The sequence below is a fragment of the Streptomyces tubercidicus genome (assembly GCF_027497495.1).
GTDB lineage: Bacteria > Actinomycetota > Actinomycetes > Streptomycetales > Streptomycetaceae > Streptomyces > Streptomyces tubercidicus.
On the sequence record NZ_CP114205.1, the window covers coordinates 7,355,409 to 7,374,877 of the forward strand.

Sequence of the window (19,469 nt, forward strand, 5' to 3'; positions counted from 1 at the left end):
GTCGGGGGCGGCGGACCGTTATCCGCCCGCGCACGCCGATGGGGGAGTGGCCTACTCCATGAGGAACACCTGCTCCATGGCGGCCCACCACTCACCCGGCGCCGCCTCCCGCACGGGCTGCTGACAGGGGGCGGTGAGTTTCCACCAGGCTTGCGTCGCCTCGTCCGCGCTCATACGGGCGAGGTCCGCCGCCAGGTCGTCGCCGTGGTACTCGAAATAGCTGAACAGCCGGTCGCCGAGCAGATGGATCGAGTAATTCGCGATATGGCAGCGCCGCAGCTGGTCCAGCACCGGCTGGGGGACGTCGCGGTGCAGCGCGCGGTACTCGTCGAGCATCTCCGGGCGGACCCTGATGACCTGCGCCACGCGCCTCATGCCTGCACCCCCTCCGGGCGTACGGCCGAGACCGCGCGGTCGTGGATGATGCGGATGATCCTGCCGCTCATCCGCGCATAGTCGCGGTCGTTGTCGACCGCACCACGGATCCGGTGGTCGGCCATCACCACCACCCGGTCCGCGAGCGTGATCATCTCCGCGAGGTCGCTGCTGATCAGCAGAATGGGCAGGCCGTCGCGGGCCAGCTCCCAGAGAAGTTCATGGAAGGCGTGTTTGGTACGCACATCGACACCGACTGTCGGCTCATCGACGATGAGCAGCCGGGTGTCGGCCGCCAGCCACTTCGCCAGGCTCACTTTCTGCTGGTTGCCACCGGACAGTTCACCGGCGTTCTGCCCGAGCCCGGAAATACGGATGCCGAGACGTGCGACGAGGTCGTGCGACACCTCCTGCTCCTCGCGCGAGGAGACAAACCCGAGCGCCTTCGCCAGCCTCTTCCACACCGTCACCGTGATGTTCCGGACGATGGGCTGCTCCAGGAAGACCCCTTCCTCCTTACGGTTCTCGGTCAGATAGCCGATGCCGAAGCTGTGCAGAGCCTGCCGGGGAGAGGCGATACGCACCGGCTCGCCGTGCACCCGGATCTCGCCGCCGGTGACGCGGTCGAGGCCGAGCATGGCCTTGACCAGTTCGCTGCGCCCCGCGCCGACCAGCCCGTACAGGCCGACGATCTCGCCGGGCCGTACGTCCAGGCTGATGTCCCGGTGTCCGGCGGCGGTGGAGACCCCGTCGAACGAGAGCACCGGCGCCGCGGCGGTGTCCCTCTTCCGCGGACGCATCTCGGTCGCCGAGTGGGCGCGGCCCACCATGAGGCTGACCACGTCGTCCTGGGTGTGATCGGCGAGCGGTGCGGACTCCAGCACGGAGGTGCCGTCGCGCAGCACGGTGACGGTGTCGCAGACGGCGAACACCTCCTCCAGTTTGTGACTGACGAAGACGACACACGTCCCGCGGGCCTTCAGCCGCCGGATGACCTCGAACAGCCGCTCCGCCTCCTGCGGGGACAGGGAGGCGGTCGGCTCGTCAAGGAGCAGCACCCGGCTCTCGGTGTAGAGGGCCTTCGCGATTTCCACCAACTGCTGTTGTGCCACCGACAGTTCGCGCACTGGCCGGTCCGGATCGATGTCCAGTCCCAGCTCACCGAGGCAGGTCAGCGCGGGGGCGGTCATGGCCGCGCGGTTGATGAGACCGCGGCGTGAGGGAGGGCTCTGCAGCGTGATGTTCTCGGCCACGGAGAAGCCCGGAATCAGATTGCGTTCCTGGTGTACGACGCCGATTCCGGTACGGGTGGCCTCCAGCGGTGAGCGCAGCTGCACCTCCTCGCCGCACCAGGTGAGACGGCCGCTGTGGGGAGTGTGCACCCCGGTCAGGACCTTGATCAGGGTGGACTTTCCCGCGCCGTTCTCGCCGAGCAGCGCATGGACGGATCCCGCGGTGAGGTGCAGTCCGACGCCGTCCAGGGCCCGTACGCCGGGAAAGATCTTGACGATGTCGTGGCATTCGAGAAGGACGTCGCTCATCGGGAACCTCTCATCTGCGGCAGGACGGTGGCGGCCGGGCGCACCGCACTTTCCGGGGGTTCGGGCGGTGTGCGGCCGTGGGAACTGCCCTTCTTCTCCAGGTGGGTCTGGTGGATACGGCCGCCGACGACCGTGCCGAGCACGACCAGTCCGATGAGGAAGTTCACCCAGCTCGGGTCGAGCGAGAACTGCGCGCGTGCGGCGTCGATGAGCCGCATCACGAAGGCCGCCAGCACCGTGCCGAGCACCGCGACCGAACCTCCGGTGAGCGCGACGCCGCCGATGATGGGAGCGGCGAAGCTGGGCAGCAGCCAGTCGCCGCCGACACTGCGGTTGACGCCGGGCAGCGACGCCGTCGCGGTCAGGGCGGCCACCCCGGTCAACAGCCCCGACAGGGTGTGGGCGAGCACGATCTGCCGGTCGGTGGAGATACCCGACAGCCGGGCCGCCAGCGGGTTGCCGCCGGCCGCCAGCAGCCGCCGGCCGGCCGTGCTGCGGTACAGGAAGGCGGCGAGCAGGGCCGCGGCGACCAGCGCCGTGAGGAACACCAGCGGGATGTTCAGCGGGGCCGCCCTGCCGAGGTCCCGCAGGCCGGCGGAGTACCCGTCGACGGTGCGGGTGCCGGCCAGCCGGTACTGCGCTCCCAGCAGGATCGTCATCGTCCCGAGGGTGACGATAAAGCCGTTGATCTTCGTCGCCACGATGAACAGTCCGGTCACCAGGCCGACTGCGGTCGCCGTCAGCACTCCGGCCGCCACCGCGACCCCGGCGGGCATGCCCCGGTCCGCCATCAGGACGCCCATCAGACACGCGGTGAAGCCGCCGAGCGCGCCGACCGCGAGATTGAGCTGTCCGACGCACAACGCGACCATCTGGGCCAGCCCGATGAGGACCGGGGCGGCCAGGTACTGCAGGAAGGTGCGCACCGAGGGGCCCTCGAAGAACGAGCCGCCGGAGGCCGCACCCAGGGCGAGGGAACCGGCGAGCACGACACACAGCAGGGTCATCGTCGTGGTGCGGGAGAAGCGGCGCAGGGCCGCGACGCCCCGGGCTCCCCGGTCATGGGTTGTGATCATGTGGAACGCACCACCTTGCGATGGGACACCACGGTGCGCACCCGGTCGGCCGAGAGGGCCAGCAGAAGTACACAGCCGAGAGAGATGTTCAGGTTTTCCAGACCGACCCCCAGCAGATCGAGCCCCTTGCGGATGACCCCGACCAGGGCCGTGCCCAGCAGAGTTCCCAGTACGGAGACCACGCCGCCGGTGAGCAGGGTGCCGCCGAGCACCGAGCCGAGGAAGGAAGGCAGCATGAAGTCGTCCCCGATGGAGGCGCGGAACGTTCCGGTGCTGACGGCGGCCATGAATCCGGCGAGCGCGGCGAGCAGCCCAGAGAGGGTGTGCGCCAGGATGACGCGGCGGCCGGTGGGAATGCCGGACAGCTCCGCCGCCGCGGGATTCGCGCCGGTGAGCAGCAGCTCCCGGCCGATGCGGGTAGCGGCATACAGGAAACCGAGGCCGAGCAGTGCCAGGACGGTGAACTGCGCCAGCTGCGGCACGGCCGGGGATCCGCACACCGGCCCGGCGCAGATATCGCCCAGCGAGTACGAGCGCAGTTCCGCGAGCCCTGACGGCTTGGTGGTGAAGGCGGCGTTCTCGGTCAGGGCCGAGTAGAGCAGGGAGATGAGCCCCAGCAGCGCGAAGTCCATCGCCAGGGTCACCACGAACGAACTCACCCCGGTCCGGGTGATGATCCAGCCGGTCAGCATGCCGATCGCGGCTCCGGCGCACAGGCACAGCAGCAGCCCCAGCGGCAGTGGCAGGCCCAGCCGGTCGTACCCGAAGCCCGCGAACAGGGCCCCGAAGGCGGCCATCCGTCCGACGGCCAGATTCATATGCCCCACGGAAAGGGCGACCATCTGGGCGAGCGCCACCACAGTCAGCGTCGAGATGTCCTGCAGCAGCGGGAACAGTACGAGCCGCGCGTCGAGGAACGTCGGCTGCAGCACACCGAACAGGGCGGTGAGGCCGACGACGAGCGCGAGCAGGCCGAGCCGCTGGTTGACCCAGAACGGCAGCCGGTGCCCGGGACGCGGCGGCGCGGCCTCGGCGGTGCCGGTATCGGTGTCCGGCGGGACGACGGGTGCGGTCATGCCACCCTCCGGTTGTCGAGGGCGTCCATGTCCCAGTCGATGCCGATCCCCGGGGTGTCGGGCGCCACGGCCAGCCCGTCGCGGACCAGCAGCTCGCTGCGCGTGACCGCCCGCAGCTGCGGGATGTGCTCGACGTACCTGCCGTTGGGCACCGCGGCGACGAGGCTGACATGCAGTTCCATCAGGAAGTGCGGGCACACCATGACGTTGTGGCTCTCCGCCGTGTGCGCGACCTTGAGCCAGGGCGTGATCCCGCCGACCCGCGCGACATCGACCTGCACGATGGAAGCGGCGCCCTTCTCCAGGTAGTTGCGGAACTGCATGGGCGAGTACATGGACTCGCCGACCGCGACGGGAATCCGGGTCGCCCGCGCCAGCCGGGCATGGCCGCTGATGTCGTCCGCCGGCAGCGGCTCTTCGATCCAATACGGGTCGTAGGGCTCCAGTGCGGCGGCCAGCTGGAGGGCCGAGGACATCGTCTGGGACTGATTGGCGTCGGTCATGAGGTGCAGCGACGGGCCGACGGCCTCGCGTACGGCGCGCAGCCGCTCCGCGTCCTCGGCGGCACGCGGCTTACCCACCTTGATCTTGACGCCGGCCCAGCCGGCCTCCTGGGCCCGGAGCGCGCCCTTGACCAGGTCTTCGGTGTCCAGGTGGAGCCAGCCGCCCTCGGTGTCGTAGACCGGGACCTCCTGGCGGTGGCCGCCGGCCAGCCGCCACAGCGGCTCGCCCGCGCGCCGGCAGCGCACGTCCCACAGGGCGGTGTCGACGGCGGCCAGCGCGAGCGAGGTGATGGCCCCGGTGGTGGTCGCCCGGGTCTGTGCGAACAGCTGCTGCCACAGCGCCTCGACGTTGCGCGCGTCCCGCCCGATGAGGACGGGCAGCAGATGGTCCCGCAGCAGGGCCAGTACGGAGCTTCCGCCGGTGCCGATGGTGTAGGCGTAGCCGGTCCCCGCACTGCCGTCCGCGGTGGTGAGGTCGACAAGTACCGTCTCCTGCTTGACGAAGGACTGCACCGCGTCGATCCGGTCCGTCTCCACGGCGATATCGGCCAGCTTGGCCGTGGCGGTCGTGATGATGCTCATCTCGTGATGTCCGCTTTCTGTAGTGCGGGGACGGCCTGTGGTGCGGGGACGGCAGGCGTCAGCGGCACGCCAGGACCTTCTCCGCGAACTGCTTCTTGAGCTGCTCGTTCTTCCGCTGCCGCGCACTGTCGTAGGTGGCGACGTTCGCCTTGGTGACGACGAACGAGCCCGAGTCGATGGCCTGTCCGGGCGTGCGCATGGTGCACTGCTTCGTCTGCAGCAGCGCGAGCGCCCACGAACCGATCTGGGCCTGCCCCACCGGGTTCTGGACGACGGTGGCGGTGACCGTCCCCTGCTTGATCGCGCCGAGGATCTTGGCGTCGTCGTCGATGGCCACGAGCTTCGCCCGCGAACCGGCTTCCCGGACCGCGTCGGCGGCGGCGACGGCCGGGTTGTAGGCGGTGGAGACGATGCCCCCGATCTGCGCGCCCTTGGCCGCCAGCAGGTCGGACACCGCCCGCTGCGCGGTCTGCAGGTCCTTGTCGATGTCGGTGATGGTCTGCAGCAGCTGCACCTTGCCGCCCGATTCCTGCACGGCCCTGCCGACGCCCTTGATCCGCAGCTGGGTGTTGGCGTCCACGTTGTTGCCCGTCAGGTGGACGATCTTGCCCTTACCGCCCATCGCGGCGATGGCGGCCTTCGCGGCCTTGTAGGCGGCGAGTTCGACGTCCGTCGAGAGGCAGAACTCGGCCTCGTTCTTCGTGCCCGCCGGGCAGGAGCCGAGTGAGGCCGCGGTGAGGCCCTTCCCCTTCAGGTCCGCGAACGTCGTATTGATGTCGGTCGGCGAGACCCCGAAGACGCCGAACGCGTTGTAGCCGCGGGCGGCGAGCGTGGACAGCAGGTTGTTCTGCTTCTGCTGGTCCCACTCCGCCGTCTCGTCGAACGCCACATCGCCGAGCCGGTATGTCTTCTTCGCCTCGGCGCCGGCGGTCTTCCAGGGCTGGAAGAAGGGGTGCGCGCCGCCGGGCACGAGCGCGACCTTGACGCCCGACCCGTCCGCGAGCACGGCCTTGCCGTTGCCCGCCCCCGCAGACGCGGGACCCTGCCCGCCCGCCGGCTCAACGGAGTTCTTCATCGTGCACGCCGCCGAACCCACGGCCAGCACCGCGAGGACGGCAACGCCCGGCAGGAGGGAACTGCTCCAGCGACGCATCCGCCTCACCTCCAAAATCAAATAGGAAATTGTTGAAGCGATGGTGCGCCTATCGAGTCACGCCGGTCAAGACCCCGACCGGCGCAAAAGCCTCCGACACCTGCCGTAACCATGCATCGACCATGCACTCGCGACCTCCGCGTCAGGTGCAGCAGTGCGCCAGAACCCTTCCCCTGCGGCCTTCTTGGCGTCCGCGACGACCGGCCACCCGACCGCGTTCCGGAACCTCGCGACCCCGGAGGGTGACGGTTCAAATCAAGCCATGTCGGGCCTCTTGACGCGCAAGGGTGGCCCTCATTTCATATAGGAAATTCAAATCGGCTCTACCAGGAGGTAGGAGCGATGCGTTCATGGAAAACGGGCATGGCGAGCGCCTTGGCGGTACTCGGCTTGCTGGCCACCGGAATCACCCAGGCTGCCGCCGCACCGGAAGGTCCCCCGGCAGCCGCCGGCGCACCATCAGGCAGCGAAGTGCGGAACCTGGCCTTCGGCACGGCGGCAACCCAGAGCAGCACCTATAAGGGGGCCGCCGCGAACCGCGCCGTCGACGGCGACACGAAGGGAACCGCCGGAGAGGCCGCGGGTGAAGTCACCGGCAGCGTGAGCCACACCAACCGGGAGTCCCAGCCGTACTGGCAAACCGACCTCGGAGCCTCGAAGAAGGTCAACAAGGTGGTCGTGTGGAACCGCACCGACTGCTGCACCACGCGGCTGTCGAACTTCTGGGTCCTCACCTCTGACAAGCCCATTACGGGCCGGAGTCTGACCGACGCCCGCAACCAGACCGGCGTCACCGCCAAGAAGGTCGACTCGCTCTCCGCAGCCTCGGCGGAGGTATCGACAGGCCACTCCGCCCGCTACCTCCGTATCCAGCTCGAAGGCACCGACTACCTCAATCTCGCCGAGGTCCAGGTCTTCGGGGACGAGGTACTCACTCCGTCCACGGCCGCGCAGAAGTGGGTGAAGGACAACCCGTTCGGCATGTTCCTGCACTACAACATGTCGACGTACCAGAACAAGCAGTGGGCCGACCCTCAGGGCAACCCGGCCGACTTCAACCCGACCTCTCTGAACCCGGGGCAGTGGGCGCAGAGCATCAAGGACGCCGGAATGACGTTCGGGGTGCTCACGGCCAAGCACCATGACGGCTTCGCCCTGTGGGACTCCGCCCAGTCCGACTACGACATCGCCAAGAGCCCGTACAAGGGCGGCAAGGGCGATATCGTCCGCGAGTACGTCGACGCCATGCACGCCAAGGGTCTCAAGGTCGGGCTCTACTTCTCCATCTGGGACCGGCACAACGGCGACTCGACCGCACTCGTCCAGAACCAGCTGCGCGAACTGCTCACCAAGTACGGGCAGATCGACTACCTGTGGTTCGACGGCTGGGGCTGGCAGGTCCCGTACTCCACGATTCCCTACCAGCCCGTGCGCGACATGATCCGAGAGGTCTCACCCCACACCGTGGTCGCCAACAACGATCACCGCAAGTCACTCCTTACCTCGGACGTCATCGTGTATGAGGTTCCGGTCGATGGCATGCCCCCCGCCACCAACACCCGCCCCACCGACGGCTCCGACACACTCGACACGAACAGCACCTGGTTCCACACCACGGGCACCGGTGCCCCGCGGCCCGCGGCCGACATCGTCAAGAACCTCCACAATGCCACCGCAGGCAACGCCCTCTACCTGCTCAACGTGGGCCCCGACCGCACCGGCCGCCTGCCCCAGAACTACGTCGACCGCCTGAAGGAGATCGGCTCCACCTCCTGACACCGGCCCGCTGTGGCGTACGCCGGCCGCTGGAGGGGGCCGGCGTACCGCCATGGGCGAGGGCGATGCGCACGTGCGGTTACAGTCCCCCTATGACTGATGGGGAGCAGGGGCCGGATCCGGCGACGGCGCAGGGCGCAGTGGGCCCTCGGGCAGGGGATGCCGATCGGGAGTCGGTGGCTGAAAGGCTGCGGGTTGCCGCGGGTGAAGGCCGCATCGACCTCACCGAGTTGGCGGAGAGACTCGATCGGACCTACGGCGCGAAGACGTACGCCGAACTGGACGTCCTGGTGGCCGACCTGCCGCAGGAGCGGCCCTCCGGATCGTCTGCCGGCACTGACCCGGAAACGCTTGTCCTCAAGACCCGTCTGGGCAATATCAAGCAGGGCGGCCGGTGGACAGTTCCCCGGCGCATCATCGCCGAGTGCAAGATGCTGAGCATCGTGATCGACTTCACCGAGGCAGCCTGTGCGCACCGTGAGGTGATCCTTGAGGCGAGTTGCGGAACGGGCGGCATCCAGTTGATCGTCCCGCAGGGCTGGGCGCTGCGGATCGATGCGGCGAGTACCAATACCGCGCACATCAGCAACAAGGCCACCGCACCGGCGGACCCGACCGCCCCGACGCTCACGGTCGTCGGGCATCCGCGAGCCGGCTACATCAAGATCAAACAACCTCGCCGGAGCCGATCGGCCGCGCTCGCGCGCCCCAGGTTCGACCGCTAAGCGGGCCGATCCGTCTGACCGTCATGCGGCTCCGGAGAGGGGCTCAAGCACACGGCGAGGGCGGCGATGTCGTCGTCGAGGCGGCCTTTGCTGTGGTGGAGGAGGTCATGGTGAAGGGCGCTGAGCAGGTCTCCGGGGCGCCCCGGGGTCTGCCGGTGCAGCCAGGCCGCCAGCGGGAAGAACTCGCCGTCGCGGTCGCGGGCCTCGGCGACGCCGTCGGTGTAGAGGAACAGCAGGTCGCCAGGGGCCAAGCCGAAGGTATCGATGCTGTAGTGATCACCGATCAGCTCCGCGAGGTTGAGAAGCGGTGAGGGATCGGTGGGCTCCAGGGTGCGGACTTCCCCGTGGTTCAGGATCAGCGGTGGGGGATGTCCGCAGTTGAGGATTCTGATACCGCCGCCCCTGTGTGGGATCTCCGCGAGCAGGGCGGTGGCGAAGCGCTCCATCATGCCCTCGGGAGCGAAAGCGGCGTTGTAACGGGTACTGCTGGCCTCCAGGCGGCGGGCGATATGGACCAGGTCGGCCTCGTCGTAGGCCGCCTCGCGGAAGCAGTTGACCATCGCCGCGGCCGTGCCCACCGCCGGCAGCCCTTTGCCCCGCACATCACCGATCAGCAGCCGCACCCCGTACTCCGTGTCGACCACCTCATAGAAGTCGCCGCCGATACTGGCCTCCGCCGCGGCCGCGAGATACAGCGCCTCGATCTCGATGCCTCCGAAGCGGCGCGGCATCGGGCTCAGGACCACCTGCTGCGCCGTGTCGGCGACCAGCCGGACCTGGAACAGGGTCTGCTCCCGCCGGAGCCGGACATGACTTCCGTACGCGGCCGCCACGGTGACAGCGACCACCCCCGCAGCCGTCCACCACGTCCCCAGGTCGGGGAACACGATGCCGAGGCCGATCATGAGCAGAAGGCAGACGGTCCCCAGTAGGACGGTGGGGAGGACCGGCCACATGGCGGCGGCGAGCGCCGGCGCCGCGGGCAGCAGCCGGCTGAAAGCCAGCTCCCGGGGAGTGGCGTACGCCAAGGCGGCGATGACCACGGTCAGGATCACCGGAGACAGCAGCGTCAGCGGCCCCCGGCCGTGGCGACGACGGAGGCGCAACCGTCCAGATCTGATCACATTTCGCAGGATATCTACGTACACCGGGACATGGCGCTCTGCCCAGCCGGAGTCGGCCGCCTGCCCCCGGACGGTGCACCCTGCTGGGCGAGGGTGCGGAGGCCCGGCGGAGCCGGTTGTCAGTCGACCGGGCCGTTGAGGGGCAGCTCCCGGGCGACCTGGACGAGGGAGCGGTTCTGCTGTTCCTCGTAGAGGTCGAAGGGGTCCAGGACCTCGCGGTCGATGGCGCCGGAGAGCCATTCGCTGTCGTAGGCGATGCCCGTGGCGTCGTTGTTCCTGGATCCGTCGTCGGTGAGATTGGACTGGAAGATGCCGGCTGCGGAGCGCGGCAGGAAGTCCTCGTAGACGAGGGGCTCGGCACGGACCCAGCCCTGGTCCAGCAACTCATCGAGGCGCGTGGGTGGGCGGCTGCCGTCAGCCGGCCGGTCGGGCACGACCTGATAGCGGAAGTACGCCAGCCCCTGGGCGCCGAGTTCCCGCTCGCTGCCGGGGACGCGCTCGGTCCACAGGGCGCGGGCGAGCGCGGTCCGGTCCGCATCAGGGGGGCAGGCCGCCTGTTCGTCGACGCGGGCGAGCAGCCGGTCATAGAGGTTCCTGCCGTCGCGGGTGAGGGCGATACCGCGGGCTTCGACCTCACCGAAGCGCACGCGCAGGGCCCCGCTGAGCACACTGCCGTCGGGGGTGCGCAGGGCACGGGGCTCGGCCAGTGCACGGAAGGACGTCTGCCGCAGCAGCAGATCGGGGCCGTCCCAGGCCGGTGGACCCTGAATGGCGTCGATCATCTCGATGCCGCGCTCGGTCATACGCCGGTAGAGCTCGTCGATATCCAGCACGCGCGGGGTGAGGTGGTTGATATGGGTGCTGCGCACTCCGCCGATGTCCGCGGCGACGGCGGAGACCTTCTCCAAGGTCTCGTACCAGACCTTGTCGATCGGTTCGGCGGACAGCTCGAAGGCCCGCACCGCGAGCTGGAGGAAGCGTTCGGCGTCGGCGTCGGTCAGTTCGGCGTCGCCGGCGGCCCGGTCGGCCAGGGCGAGCAGCTCGGGCGGGAACAGCTCGCGGCCGGCGAGGAAAGTCTCCAGGCGGGAACGCAGGTCGGCATCGAAGAAGCGGGGATCCGCGGGGGTGAGCATGGACGTGAAAACGCGGAACGGGTTGCGTGCCAGTTCTTCTTCCTCGACGGGACGGAACGCCGTCGACACGACGGGCACCGCGCTGGCGGCAGCTTCCCGCAGGTCGTAGAAGCCCACCGGGTGCATGCCCAGCGCTCCGAAGATGCGGGCGACCTGCCGCAGTTCACCGGGGGTGCCGACCCGAATGGCGCCGTGTCGTTCGGCGGTCACCCGGCCGATCGAGCCAAGGCGTTCGGCGTCGGCGCCGCGCGCCCGCAGCACGTCCTCGTTGACCTCGCGCGAGACGTCCACAAGCGTGGTGTAGGCAGGAACCTCCCGCCCGTACATATCCGAGAGCCGGGCAGCGAAGGCCGCGCGCAACTGCCACTGACTGATCATCGAAGGGACGTCCTTTCCATCGGGGGATGTGTTCACCATGGGCGGTCTCTCATTCCGGCCCCTCAGGTGTCTCTACTCCAGCGGCTTGGCACGTGACTCGGGAGACGTCCAGGCGACGAGGACTCCGACGAGGAGCAGCGCGATGGCGTAACCCGTGAAGTAGCTCTGTGCGTTGTGGCCGGCAAGCCAGGTCTGCAGGTACGGGGTGGTGCCGCCGAACAGGGCCACGGCAATGGCGTACGGGACGCCGGTGCCGGTGGTGCGCACATGGGTCGGGAAGAGTTCGGCGAAGACGGCCGGGGCGATGGACGCGCACGTGGCGATGAAGATGAGCGCGATCGTGGTGGCGATGCCGAGCGCCCACACCTCACCTGACTGAGCCAGCCATGTCAGGGGATAGGAGAGCACCGCCATGCCCACTCCGAAGAACAGCAGGTTGGGGCGACGCCCGATGCGGTCCGAGAGGATTCCGCACAGCGGCAGGGCCACGATGAAGACGATGAGTGCGGCGATCTCGGCGAGCAGGACTGCCGTCGGGTCGAGTTTCAGCACGCTGATGGCGTAGGCGGGCGCGGCGGTGGTCCAGGAGTAGTAGGTGACAGTGAGGCCGGCCGTGAGGCCGATGACGCGTCCGGCAGCCGCGCGGTGCTGCCAGAACCCCCGCCATATCGAGGGGCGCTTGGCCCTCGGCTGCTCAGCGGAGGGCACCTTCTCGAAGGCGTGGGTCTCGGTCAGTTTGGTCCGAAGGAACAGGGTGTAGATGCCGAACAGGCCGCCGAGGATGAACGGCACGCGCCAACCCCACGCAGCCATTCCCTCCGCGCCGTACACATTCGACAACCCGGCGCCGAGCAGCGTCGCCGTCAATATGCCGCACGCTCCGGAGACGTAGATGATGCTGGTCCAGCGACCGCGGCGCCGGAGCGGGGCCATCTCGGCGATATACGTCTGGGCCGAGGGCAGTTCGCCGCCGTGAGCCATGCCTTGAGCAAGCCGGGCCAGGAGCAGGCACACCGAGGCCGCCGCACCCACACTGGCGTAGGGAGGGGCGAGGCCGATCGCGAAGCTGCCTGCTGACTGCAGGGCGATGGAGGCCACCATGGCAAGGCGCCTGCCCTTGCGGTCCGCGATCCAGCCGAAGACGACAGCACCGACCGGGCGCATAAAGAAACCGACGGCGAACAGGGCCAGCGTGGACAGCAGGGCCGACAGCTCGTCGTCCGGGTTGAAGAACTGCTTGGCGAAGAACGGCGCGAAGAGCCCGTAAACGTGCCAGTCGTACCACTCAAGGGCGTTGCCCATTCCGGTGCCGACGAGAGCCCGGCGTCGTGGGTGACGCGGGGATGCCGGGGTCTGGCCGTCGGGTTCGACCCGGGGCGCCGGACCGGCTGAGGACGGGTCGGACGCCGGGCGGGCGGAGGGTGTGGATCGCATGAAACCTCCAACGTGAGGGGGCCGGGGTCAAGTAGGCGAGGGGCGAGGTCAAGAACGTGAGGGAGAAGGCTTCAAGACGGCGATATGACGGTGCGGTCCGCGGTCGAGCCGAGCGCGAGGCGGCGGGCCGCGAGGTCGGCGTACAGGGCGGCGCCGTCACCGAGCACGCCTTCGTCGAACTCGGCATAGGAGGAATGGTTGTTACTCACCGCTTCGGGGTCTGCGCCGGCCGGCGCAGCACCGAGCATCACCAGGCTCCCGGGCACTTCATTGAGGACGCGGGAGAAGTCCTCAGCCCCCGTGAGAGGGTGCGGCAGCGGCCGGAAGCGATGCTCGCCGAAGCCCTCGTTCACGGTGTCTTCGACGAAGGCGGTCTCCTGCGCATCATTGACGGTGACCGGGTACCGCTTGGTGAATTCCACCTTCGCGCGCAGCCCGTGAGCGGCAGCGATCTGTCGGACGAGGTGCACCACCGCGTCCTTCATTCTGCTCTGCGCCTTGTCGGAGAAGGTGCGTACGGTGCCCTCGAAGCGGGCCGTTTCGGGGATGACGTTGCGGCGGGTGCCCGCATGGAAGGAGCCGACGGTCAGGACGACCGGATCGAAGGGGTCACAGCTCCGGGTCACCATCGTCTGCAAGGCGGTGACGATTTCGCATGCCGCCGGCACCGGGTCCTTTGCACGGTGCGGCGCCGAGGAATGCCCGCCGACACCGGTGATAGTCACGTCCACATCGTTGGTCGCCGCCATGGTCGGGCCGCTGCGGGCCATAAAGGTTCCGTGCCGGAACCCGGTGGTGAACACGTGCAGGGCGTACGCGGCGACCGGCCGGGGCCCCGCGGCGTCGAGAACACCTTCGGCCAGCATCGCCCCGGCCCCGTCCCATCCCTCCTCGCCGGGTTGGAACATCAGCACCACATCGCCGGCGAGGTCGTGCCGGCGGCCGGCGAGGAGATGAGCGGCGCCGATCAGCATGGTGGTGTGCAGATCATGGCCACAGGCGTGCATCACGCCCTCTGTCGTGGAGGCGAAGGACAGACCGGTGCGCTCGGCCACCGGCAGAGCATCCATATCGGCACGGAGCAGTACGGCCGGTCCCGGCCGCGCGCCACGCAGCACGGCGGTGACGGAGGACAACCGGCTGCCGGTGGAGATCTCCAGACCCAGGCCGTCCAATGACGCCAACACCTTCTCCTGACTGCGGGGGAGCGACAGCCCGACCTCGGGTTCCGAGTGCAAGCTTCGGCGCACCCTCACCAAATGGTCGCGCATTGCAACTGCTTCATCGCTGAACGTCATGATAGGTGGAGCACCTCCACAGGGCCCTTGAGCTGGGATGTGATGCAGCGGGGTATCCCCAGAGTGGTCAGGTGCGCTTCACTGGCTCGCACATCGATGGAAAAAATCACGAGGCGATGTCCTATGCGTGATTCGTTCACCCTGGATGAGATCGATCTGGCCGTGATCAACGTGATGCAGATCGCGCCGAGGGCGACGTGGAAGGAGGTGGGCAAGGTCCTCGGGATCAGCGCGGCCACCGCGGCCCGGCGCTGGGCCGCCCTGACCACGCACGGAATAGCCTGGGTCACCGCCTACCCGAGTCTGTCCGTCTGGAGCGAGCGGCACTTCCTGGCATTCATCGAAGTCGACTGCGAGCCCAGCGACCGTGGGTGCGTGGTGGACGCACTCGTCGAAGTGCCACAGGTCGTCTCGATTTCACAAGTGGCCAGCGGCCGCGACCTGTTTCTCACCCTCCTCGTCCCCGACCTGCAGTCGCTGTCCCGGTTCACCCTCGACCACATCAGCCAGCTGCCCGGGGTACGTGGCACCCGCACCTACACGGCAACGCACTTCTACAGCGAGGGAAGCAAATGGCGACTGCGAGCCCTGTCGCCCGCCCAGCGGGGCCACTTGACGCGGTACGCCCCGTCCACCCCCGCATCTGCCGGGGGATTCCCTGACGCCTGCCGTGACCTGCTGCTGCACCTCAGCGCCGACGGCCGACGAACGATCGCCGAACTCGCGGAACTCACCGCGACCAGCGTCGCCACCACCCGCCGCCGCTTGGAACGACTGATACGAGACGGCCTGGTGTCCCTGCGCTGCGACATCTCCGACAGCATCAGCGGCTGGCCGGTCTGCGCCCACCTGTGGGCCCGAGTTCCTCCCAACGACCTCGATCGCATCGCCCAGACCCTGCTCACGCTGCCGGAAATCCGCATGTGTGCCGCCATCACCGGAACCGACAATCTGCTGGTCGTCGTCTGGCTCCGCTCCCTCGCGGACAGCCAGCGCCTGGAGAGCAGACTCGCCGAGCGCTACCCCACCCTCACCCTCACCGAACGCGCCATCGTCATGCGCACCACCAAACGCATGGGCCACATCCTCGACACCGCCGGCCGCACCACCCACACCATCCCCGTCAACCCCTGGGCAGAGCTGCCGTCGGAGCCGGGCGGGGGCGGCTGACGGCGCCGGCGCTGAAATCGGCGAAGATGCCCAGGCCGCAGCCGCCTGCCCACCCCGTCCCGCTGCGTCATCACCCCTGCGCGCTTTGTAAGGTTCATTTCATGGCGATGTGGAACCCACCGGCGGCTGCGGCTCAGTCGCCACCTTCAGCGGCCTGGCAAGCGCCGACCGAGATCGAGCGAAAGCTGTACGAGGCGAAAGCGCGCGGTGACTGGGTCGGATACTTCGATGTGCTCGCCGATTGCGACCTCTTCGTCTCGATGCCCCGACGGGACGCCGACGGGCATGACACAGGTCCGCCGCTGTCCTATTGGAGCCCAGTCGTGGGGCAGTGGTGCGAAGTTGTCCAGACGGAAGGCGTTCTGCCGGCCCCGGTGCCCGATCCGGTGTTCGGCCTCCTTTCCCTGGGTGACTTCGCCGAATCGTGGGGCAATGACGAGCGGTGGCTGGCAGTCAACCCGGGCACTCCGTATGAGGCGTATTTCCCGCCCAACCCGGGGCTGTGGAAGGCACATGCCGACCGGGCGAAGGGGTCGGATGTGCAGCGTGGCACCCTGCGAACCCTGCGGGTGGGGGCCCCGCTCCAGGGGCCCGTCGCCCACGGGCTCGGGTGCGGGGCGCTGATGAACGTCACCAACGGAGCCCTGTGGAACGCCATGGGAACCCACGGAAACGGCTACTTCCTGGAGCGCCACAGCCTGGAACGGTGGTGGGGCGTGACCGACCGAAGCAGCTGGCGAAACGCGCTGGACGGCCTCCTCAAAGGCAGGGGTGTCAGGGGCCCGTGGGAGTTCGTACTGGAGGTCCGGGCCGCCCTGTCCCAGCAGTTCGGCGGCCAGGTCGATCCGGCACTGTGGCGGGAGACGGCTGAGAAGGCGTTGCTCCACAGCGCCGCAGAAAGTGGCGGTACGGTCTCCGACGCCCAGGTCGCCGGGGTGAAGCAGCTGATCGGCCGCATTACGCGCTACGAAGGCCGCTTTCGCGCGGACGGCATCCTTGCCGCCAACAGTCGTGTGCGGTCCGCGCTGGCGTGGGATTACGGACGGGCTTCCTGCATGGCCCGCTGGGGAATCGGAGCCCGCTTCACGGATATTCCGGAGGCCGAAGAGGCGGTAATGCAGGTCTGCCGTCTGAGCCAGATGACGTACAACTCCTGGGAAGAGTTCGCCGCTGGCTACATCCTGGGCCGCTGCCTGCACTTCGACGACGAGCAATTCGGGCACTGGTACACGGAAATGCTCCACGCCCATCGAGTGCTGGCCACCCACGCCGAAAGCCCCTGGCGCACCGTCTCCTGGGTATGACACGTCGATGGCAGCGACGGCCGACCCCGCCATCCCCCGCTCCGCCCGCGGATGAGCAACTCCGGGGCGGCCACTCGGTAACGGCCTCCGCTGGGCCGCCGGGGCCGGGCGGCGGTGCCCATCACTCCGACCTCAGGTTGGCTTGCGCCACACGGAGATGTGCTTCGCGGAGTCCTGGGTGAACGGCGCCCCGTCCCAGTCCGCGACACGGCGTTCCAGCTCCAGCCCGGCGATCCGTGCCATCAGGTCGAGCTCTGCCGGCCAGACGTACCGGTGCCGGGAGGCGTCGCGGCGGTATCGGCCGTCCTCGCCGTCGCGGGTGAAGTGATGCGAGACGAGAATCTGCTCGACCAGGTCGAAGGTGTCGAAGCCGAGATGCTGCTCGGAGACGTCGAACGGCACCGCGACCTGACCGGGCGGCAGGAACTGCAGCGGGGGCACGCCCAGTTCGATGACGAAGCGGCCGCCGGGCCCCAGATGACGTGCCGCGTTGCGGAAGCACTCGACCTGCTCGTCCTGCGTGAGCAGGTTCGTGATGGTGTTGTAGACGAGATAGACCAGGGTGAACTCGCCAGGGACGACGGTCGTGGCCATGTCCCCGATGGCAACCGGTAGCGTCTCCTCGTCGACCTTGCGCCGCAGGACAGCTGCCATGTGCTCGGACAGTTCGATGCCGGCTACCGGCACGCCGCGTTCCCGGAGCGGGACGCCCACCCGTCCGGTTCCGATGGCGAACTCCAGCGCCCGGCCGTCGCCGGCGAGTTCGGCGAGGAAGGCGAGAGTCGGTCCGAGAACGGCGGCCGAGGACAGCGCGGTCTCCTCGGCGTCGTAGCGGTCGGCGGTCGCACGGTTCCACAGCTCACTGCTCGTCATGGGCAGCCACTGTGCCGGGTGGCGAGCGTCGCTGTCGACGCATATAAACAGTGAGCTCGATCGGATCACGACCGCGAGACGGTCAAGGTCCGCGGAACAGACCCGAACCAGGAGCAGAACGCGTGAAGTCGGATGTCCCTCTTCCCTTGGCCAAGTGTGCCTTTGACGATCCCGCCACGCGGCGCGCCTATCAGCGGGATCGGCGCAAGACGCTCATCAACCTCCTGGTCAGGCTGGGGGTGTGGGTGGCCCTGCTGATCGTGGCGAAGTGTGTGGAGAGCGATGAGCAGCTCATAGAGGGCCTTGCCGCGTTTCTGCTGATCCCCATGGCACTCCTGCTGATCGGGCCGTCCGTGAGGCTGCTGTGGCTGTACTCACTCAAGAACATCGTGCTCGTTTCGCGTCCCTGGCAGCGCTGCGAAGTGATCCGCAGGCGGGATACCAAGGTGGCCAAGGGATTCGCCGTAGAAATCAGGCTCGTCGACGAGGAGGACGAGCTGTCCAAGTCGCCAGTGATGGGTGCCTTCACGGGGCACTTGCACAACAGGTGGCCGAAGAAGCTGGAGGAGGGCACTTGGTTCGCGGGCACTCACGAGCTCGGTGGCGTCATCGCGCGGCCGGGTGGACAGCTGCTGATGAGGGTGGTCCGCCGCTAGCGAATTCGGCGGAGCGACGCCGCACCGGGTGGACGGCTGCCTTGCGGCCACCGGCCTGAACCATGGACAACTGCCCATGTGTGACGGAGCCCTTTGTATGACCGAGCCCTTCGGCCGGCCCCGAAGACCGGCCGAAGGGCTCGCACCGGCCCACCCCGGGGCTCGGTGCATGGTTCAGCTGTGCTCGGGCTCCACCGGGAGCCAGAGTTCCGCGTCGGCCTCGGTCTTGTCCGGCGACAGCCGGGTGCGCAGGATCTCAGGGCCCGAGCGGCTGCGGTACGGGTTCGACGGGAACCATTCGGTGAACACGTCCCGCCACAGCTCCTGGATGGCCCGCGGCACCGGCGCGGAGGCGGTGAAGACCGCCCAGGTGCCGGCCGGGACGGCCAGAGCGGTCGCGCCCTCCGGGGCGGCCGCAGACGTGATCACGCCATGGTAGTAGTCGAGTTCGGTACCTTCGGCCCGGCTGGGGTCGAGGTCGTCGCAGACCGCGACGATGCCCTGGGGCTCCTGGTCCGAGAGCTCCTCCAGACGCTCCAGTGTCTGCGGGGTGATCCCGCGGACGAAGTCCATGATCGCCTGATTCGGCCCGGTGTGCACCAGGGGTACCCGGGTCTTGAGCCCGGCGACGGTGAAGGCCGGCTTGTCCACGACGCGGTAACGCATAGTGCTGCTCCCTTCGATGGTGAGACGGAAGGCCATCCGGGACTGGGAGCTGAGCGCGGCGCCGGTACGCCGGGCCTCGCCCGGCCCGATGCCGTGCATGGCACGGAACGCCCGCGCGAACGCCTCGCCCGAGCCGTAGCCATAGCGCACCGCGATCTCCAGCAACGTCGCACGCCCCGCAAGTACTTCGGCGCCCGCAAGGGTGAGCCGACGGCGCCGGACGTACTCCGACAGCGGTATGCCCGCCAGTGCGGAGAACATCCGGCGCAGGTGATACTCCGAGGTGGCCGCGATGCGCGCCAGCTCGTCCACCTCGATTGCCTGGTCGAGATGGCGCTCGATGTGCTCCATGGCCTGGTTCAGCCGCTCCAGCATGCCCCGTCTCCTTCCTCTTGACGATCACCACGCTAGGCAGCGCCCACCATGCCGGACCCGACATCCTGTGCCCGATCAAGTCGGGTGCGCGCGGCGGCCCGGTGCCCAGCGCGCGGACACGCCACGCTCAGGCTGGCGCGGTGCCTGGCCTGCGGTCATCCTCCGGTCGCACTGCGTTCTCGGACCTAACGCACAGGCGGGCGGCATCGCATGACGGCGTCAGAGGGCCGCGGAGGCGGTGAGTTCGATGG

Annotated in this window: 17 protein-coding genes; 5 read left to right on the plus strand and 12 right to left on the minus strand. The window is 68.5% G+C overall.

Translation table 11 applies throughout. The features are described 5' to 3' along the window. Nucleotides 1-51: 51 nt before the first annotated feature. Genes STRTU_RS32195 through STRTU_RS32220 form a run of 6 tightly spaced genes read right to left on the minus strand, consistent with a single transcriptional unit; the run spans nucleotide 52 to nucleotide 6,306 of the window. Nucleotides 52-375 (minus strand): L-rhamnose mutarotase, encoded by a 324-nt coding sequence (locus tag STRTU_RS32195; RefSeq protein ID WP_159748612.1) that lies wholly within the window; start codon nucleotides 373-375, stop codon nucleotides 52-54. Then, nucleotides 372-1,916: a sugar ABC transporter ATP-binding protein gene (locus STRTU_RS32200; RefSeq protein ID WP_159748613.1), complete on the minus strand. Its 1,545-nt coding sequence runs from the start codon at nucleotides 1,914-1,916 to the stop codon at nucleotides 372-374. The genes STRTU_RS32195 and STRTU_RS32200 overlap by 4 nt, the downstream gene beginning before the upstream one ends. Next, on the minus strand, nucleotides 1,913-2,992 hold the full coding sequence (locus STRTU_RS32205; RefSeq protein ID WP_159748614.1) for an ABC transporter permease: 1,080 nt from the start codon (nucleotides 2,990-2,992) through the stop codon (nucleotides 1,913-1,915). The genes STRTU_RS32200 and STRTU_RS32205 overlap by 4 nt, the downstream gene beginning before the upstream one ends. Further along, entirely contained in the window at nucleotides 2,989-4,068 is a 1,080-nt protein-coding gene (locus STRTU_RS32210) for an ABC transporter permease (protein ID WP_159748615.1), read from the minus strand. Before STRTU_RS32210 ends, STRTU_RS32205 begins: the two co-directional genes overlap by 4 nt. Further along, nucleotides 4,065-5,153: a mandelate racemase/muconate lactonizing enzyme family protein gene (locus STRTU_RS32215; RefSeq protein ID WP_159748616.1), complete on the minus strand. Its 1,089-nt coding sequence runs from the start codon at nucleotides 5,151-5,153 to the stop codon at nucleotides 4,065-4,067. Before STRTU_RS32215 ends, STRTU_RS32210 begins: the two co-directional genes overlap by 4 nt. 58 nt (nucleotides 5,154-5,211) lie before the next feature. Next, nucleotides 5,212-6,306 carry a sugar ABC transporter substrate-binding protein gene (locus tag STRTU_RS32220; protein WP_159748617.1) on the minus strand — a complete coding sequence of 365 codons (1,095 nt, stop codon included), beginning with the start codon at nucleotides 6,304-6,306 and terminating at the stop codon, nucleotides 5,212-5,214. 363 nt (nucleotides 6,307-6,669) lie between these two features. On the opposite strand from STRTU_RS32220, the gene STRTU_RS32225 reads away from it, so the two are divergent. Together STRTU_RS32225 and STRTU_RS32230 are read left to right on the plus strand one after the other, a co-directional pair. After that, nucleotides 6,670-8,082 carry an alpha-L-fucosidase gene (locus STRTU_RS32225; RefSeq protein WP_246241566.1) on the plus strand — a complete coding sequence of 471 codons (1,413 nt, stop codon included), beginning with the start codon at nucleotides 6,670-6,672 and terminating at the stop codon, nucleotides 8,080-8,082. A gap of 92 nt (nucleotides 8,083-8,174) precedes the next feature. Further along, nucleotides 8,175-8,807 (plus strand): DUF1707 SHOCT-like domain-containing protein, encoded by a 633-nt coding sequence (locus STRTU_RS32230; protein ID WP_269777414.1) that lies wholly within the window; start codon nucleotides 8,175-8,177, stop codon nucleotides 8,805-8,807. Here STRTU_RS32230 and STRTU_RS32235 read toward each other — a convergent pair. From STRTU_RS32235 to STRTU_RS32250, 4 genes are all read right to left on the minus strand, one after another. Next, nucleotides 8,804-9,931, minus strand: coding sequence for a PP2C family protein-serine/threonine phosphatase (locus STRTU_RS32235; RefSeq protein ID WP_246241567.1), 1,128 nt, complete (start codon nucleotides 9,929-9,931; stop codon nucleotides 8,804-8,806). The two genes, STRTU_RS32230 and STRTU_RS32235, sit on opposite strands and share 4 nt — an antisense overlap. Nucleotides 9,932-10,050: 119 nt before the next feature. Continuing rightward, nucleotides 10,051-11,442, minus strand: a complete 1,392-nt coding sequence (hglS, locus tag STRTU_RS32240) for a 2-oxoadipate dioxygenase/decarboxylase (RefSeq protein ID WP_159748620.1) — start codon at nucleotides 11,440-11,442, stop codon at nucleotides 10,051-10,053. A gap of 72 nt (nucleotides 11,443-11,514) precedes the next feature. Next, nucleotides 11,515-12,876, minus strand: a complete 1,362-nt coding sequence (locus tag STRTU_RS32245; protein WP_159748621.1) for an MFS transporter — start codon at nucleotides 12,874-12,876, stop codon at nucleotides 11,515-11,517. 71 nt (nucleotides 12,877-12,947) lie between these two features. Beyond that, entirely contained in the window at nucleotides 12,948-14,174 is a 1,227-nt protein-coding gene (locus STRTU_RS32250; protein WP_159748622.1) for a M20 metallopeptidase family protein, read from the minus strand. 123 nt (nucleotides 14,175-14,297) lie between these two features. Here STRTU_RS32250 and STRTU_RS32255 point away from each other — a divergent pair, with 123 nt between their 5' ends. Then, nucleotides 14,298-15,344: an Lrp/AsnC family transcriptional regulator gene (locus tag STRTU_RS32255; protein WP_159748623.1), complete on the plus strand. Its 1,047-nt coding sequence runs from the start codon at nucleotides 14,298-14,300 to the stop codon at nucleotides 15,342-15,344. Between the two features lie 101 nt (nucleotides 15,345-15,445). Then, nucleotides 15,446-16,648 carry a DUF1266 domain-containing protein gene (locus tag STRTU_RS32260; RefSeq protein WP_159749811.1) on the plus strand — a complete coding sequence of 401 codons (1,203 nt, stop codon included), beginning with the start codon at nucleotides 15,446-15,448 and terminating at the stop codon, nucleotides 16,646-16,648. Nucleotides 16,649-16,780: 132 nt separating this feature from the next. Here STRTU_RS32260 and STRTU_RS32265 read toward each other — a convergent pair whose 3' ends face one another. After that, nucleotides 16,781-17,521, minus strand: coding sequence for a class I SAM-dependent DNA methyltransferase (locus STRTU_RS32265; RefSeq protein WP_159748624.1), 741 nt, complete (start codon nucleotides 17,519-17,521; stop codon nucleotides 16,781-16,783). 122 nt (nucleotides 17,522-17,643) lie between these two features. Here STRTU_RS32265 and STRTU_RS32270 point away from each other — a divergent pair, with 122 nt between their 5' ends. After that, complete coding sequence (locus STRTU_RS32270) at nucleotides 17,644-18,177, plus strand: hypothetical protein (RefSeq protein WP_159748625.1); 534 nt, start codon at nucleotides 17,644-17,646, stop codon at nucleotides 18,175-18,177. A 174-nt stretch (nucleotides 18,178-18,351) separates the two neighbouring features. Here the strand turns inward: STRTU_RS32270 and STRTU_RS32275 are convergent, their stop codons facing one another. Then, nucleotides 18,352-19,218, minus strand: coding sequence for an AraC family transcriptional regulator (locus tag STRTU_RS32275; RefSeq protein WP_159748626.1), 867 nt, complete (start codon nucleotides 19,216-19,218; stop codon nucleotides 18,352-18,354). Nucleotides 19,219-19,469: the final 251 nt, after the last annotated feature.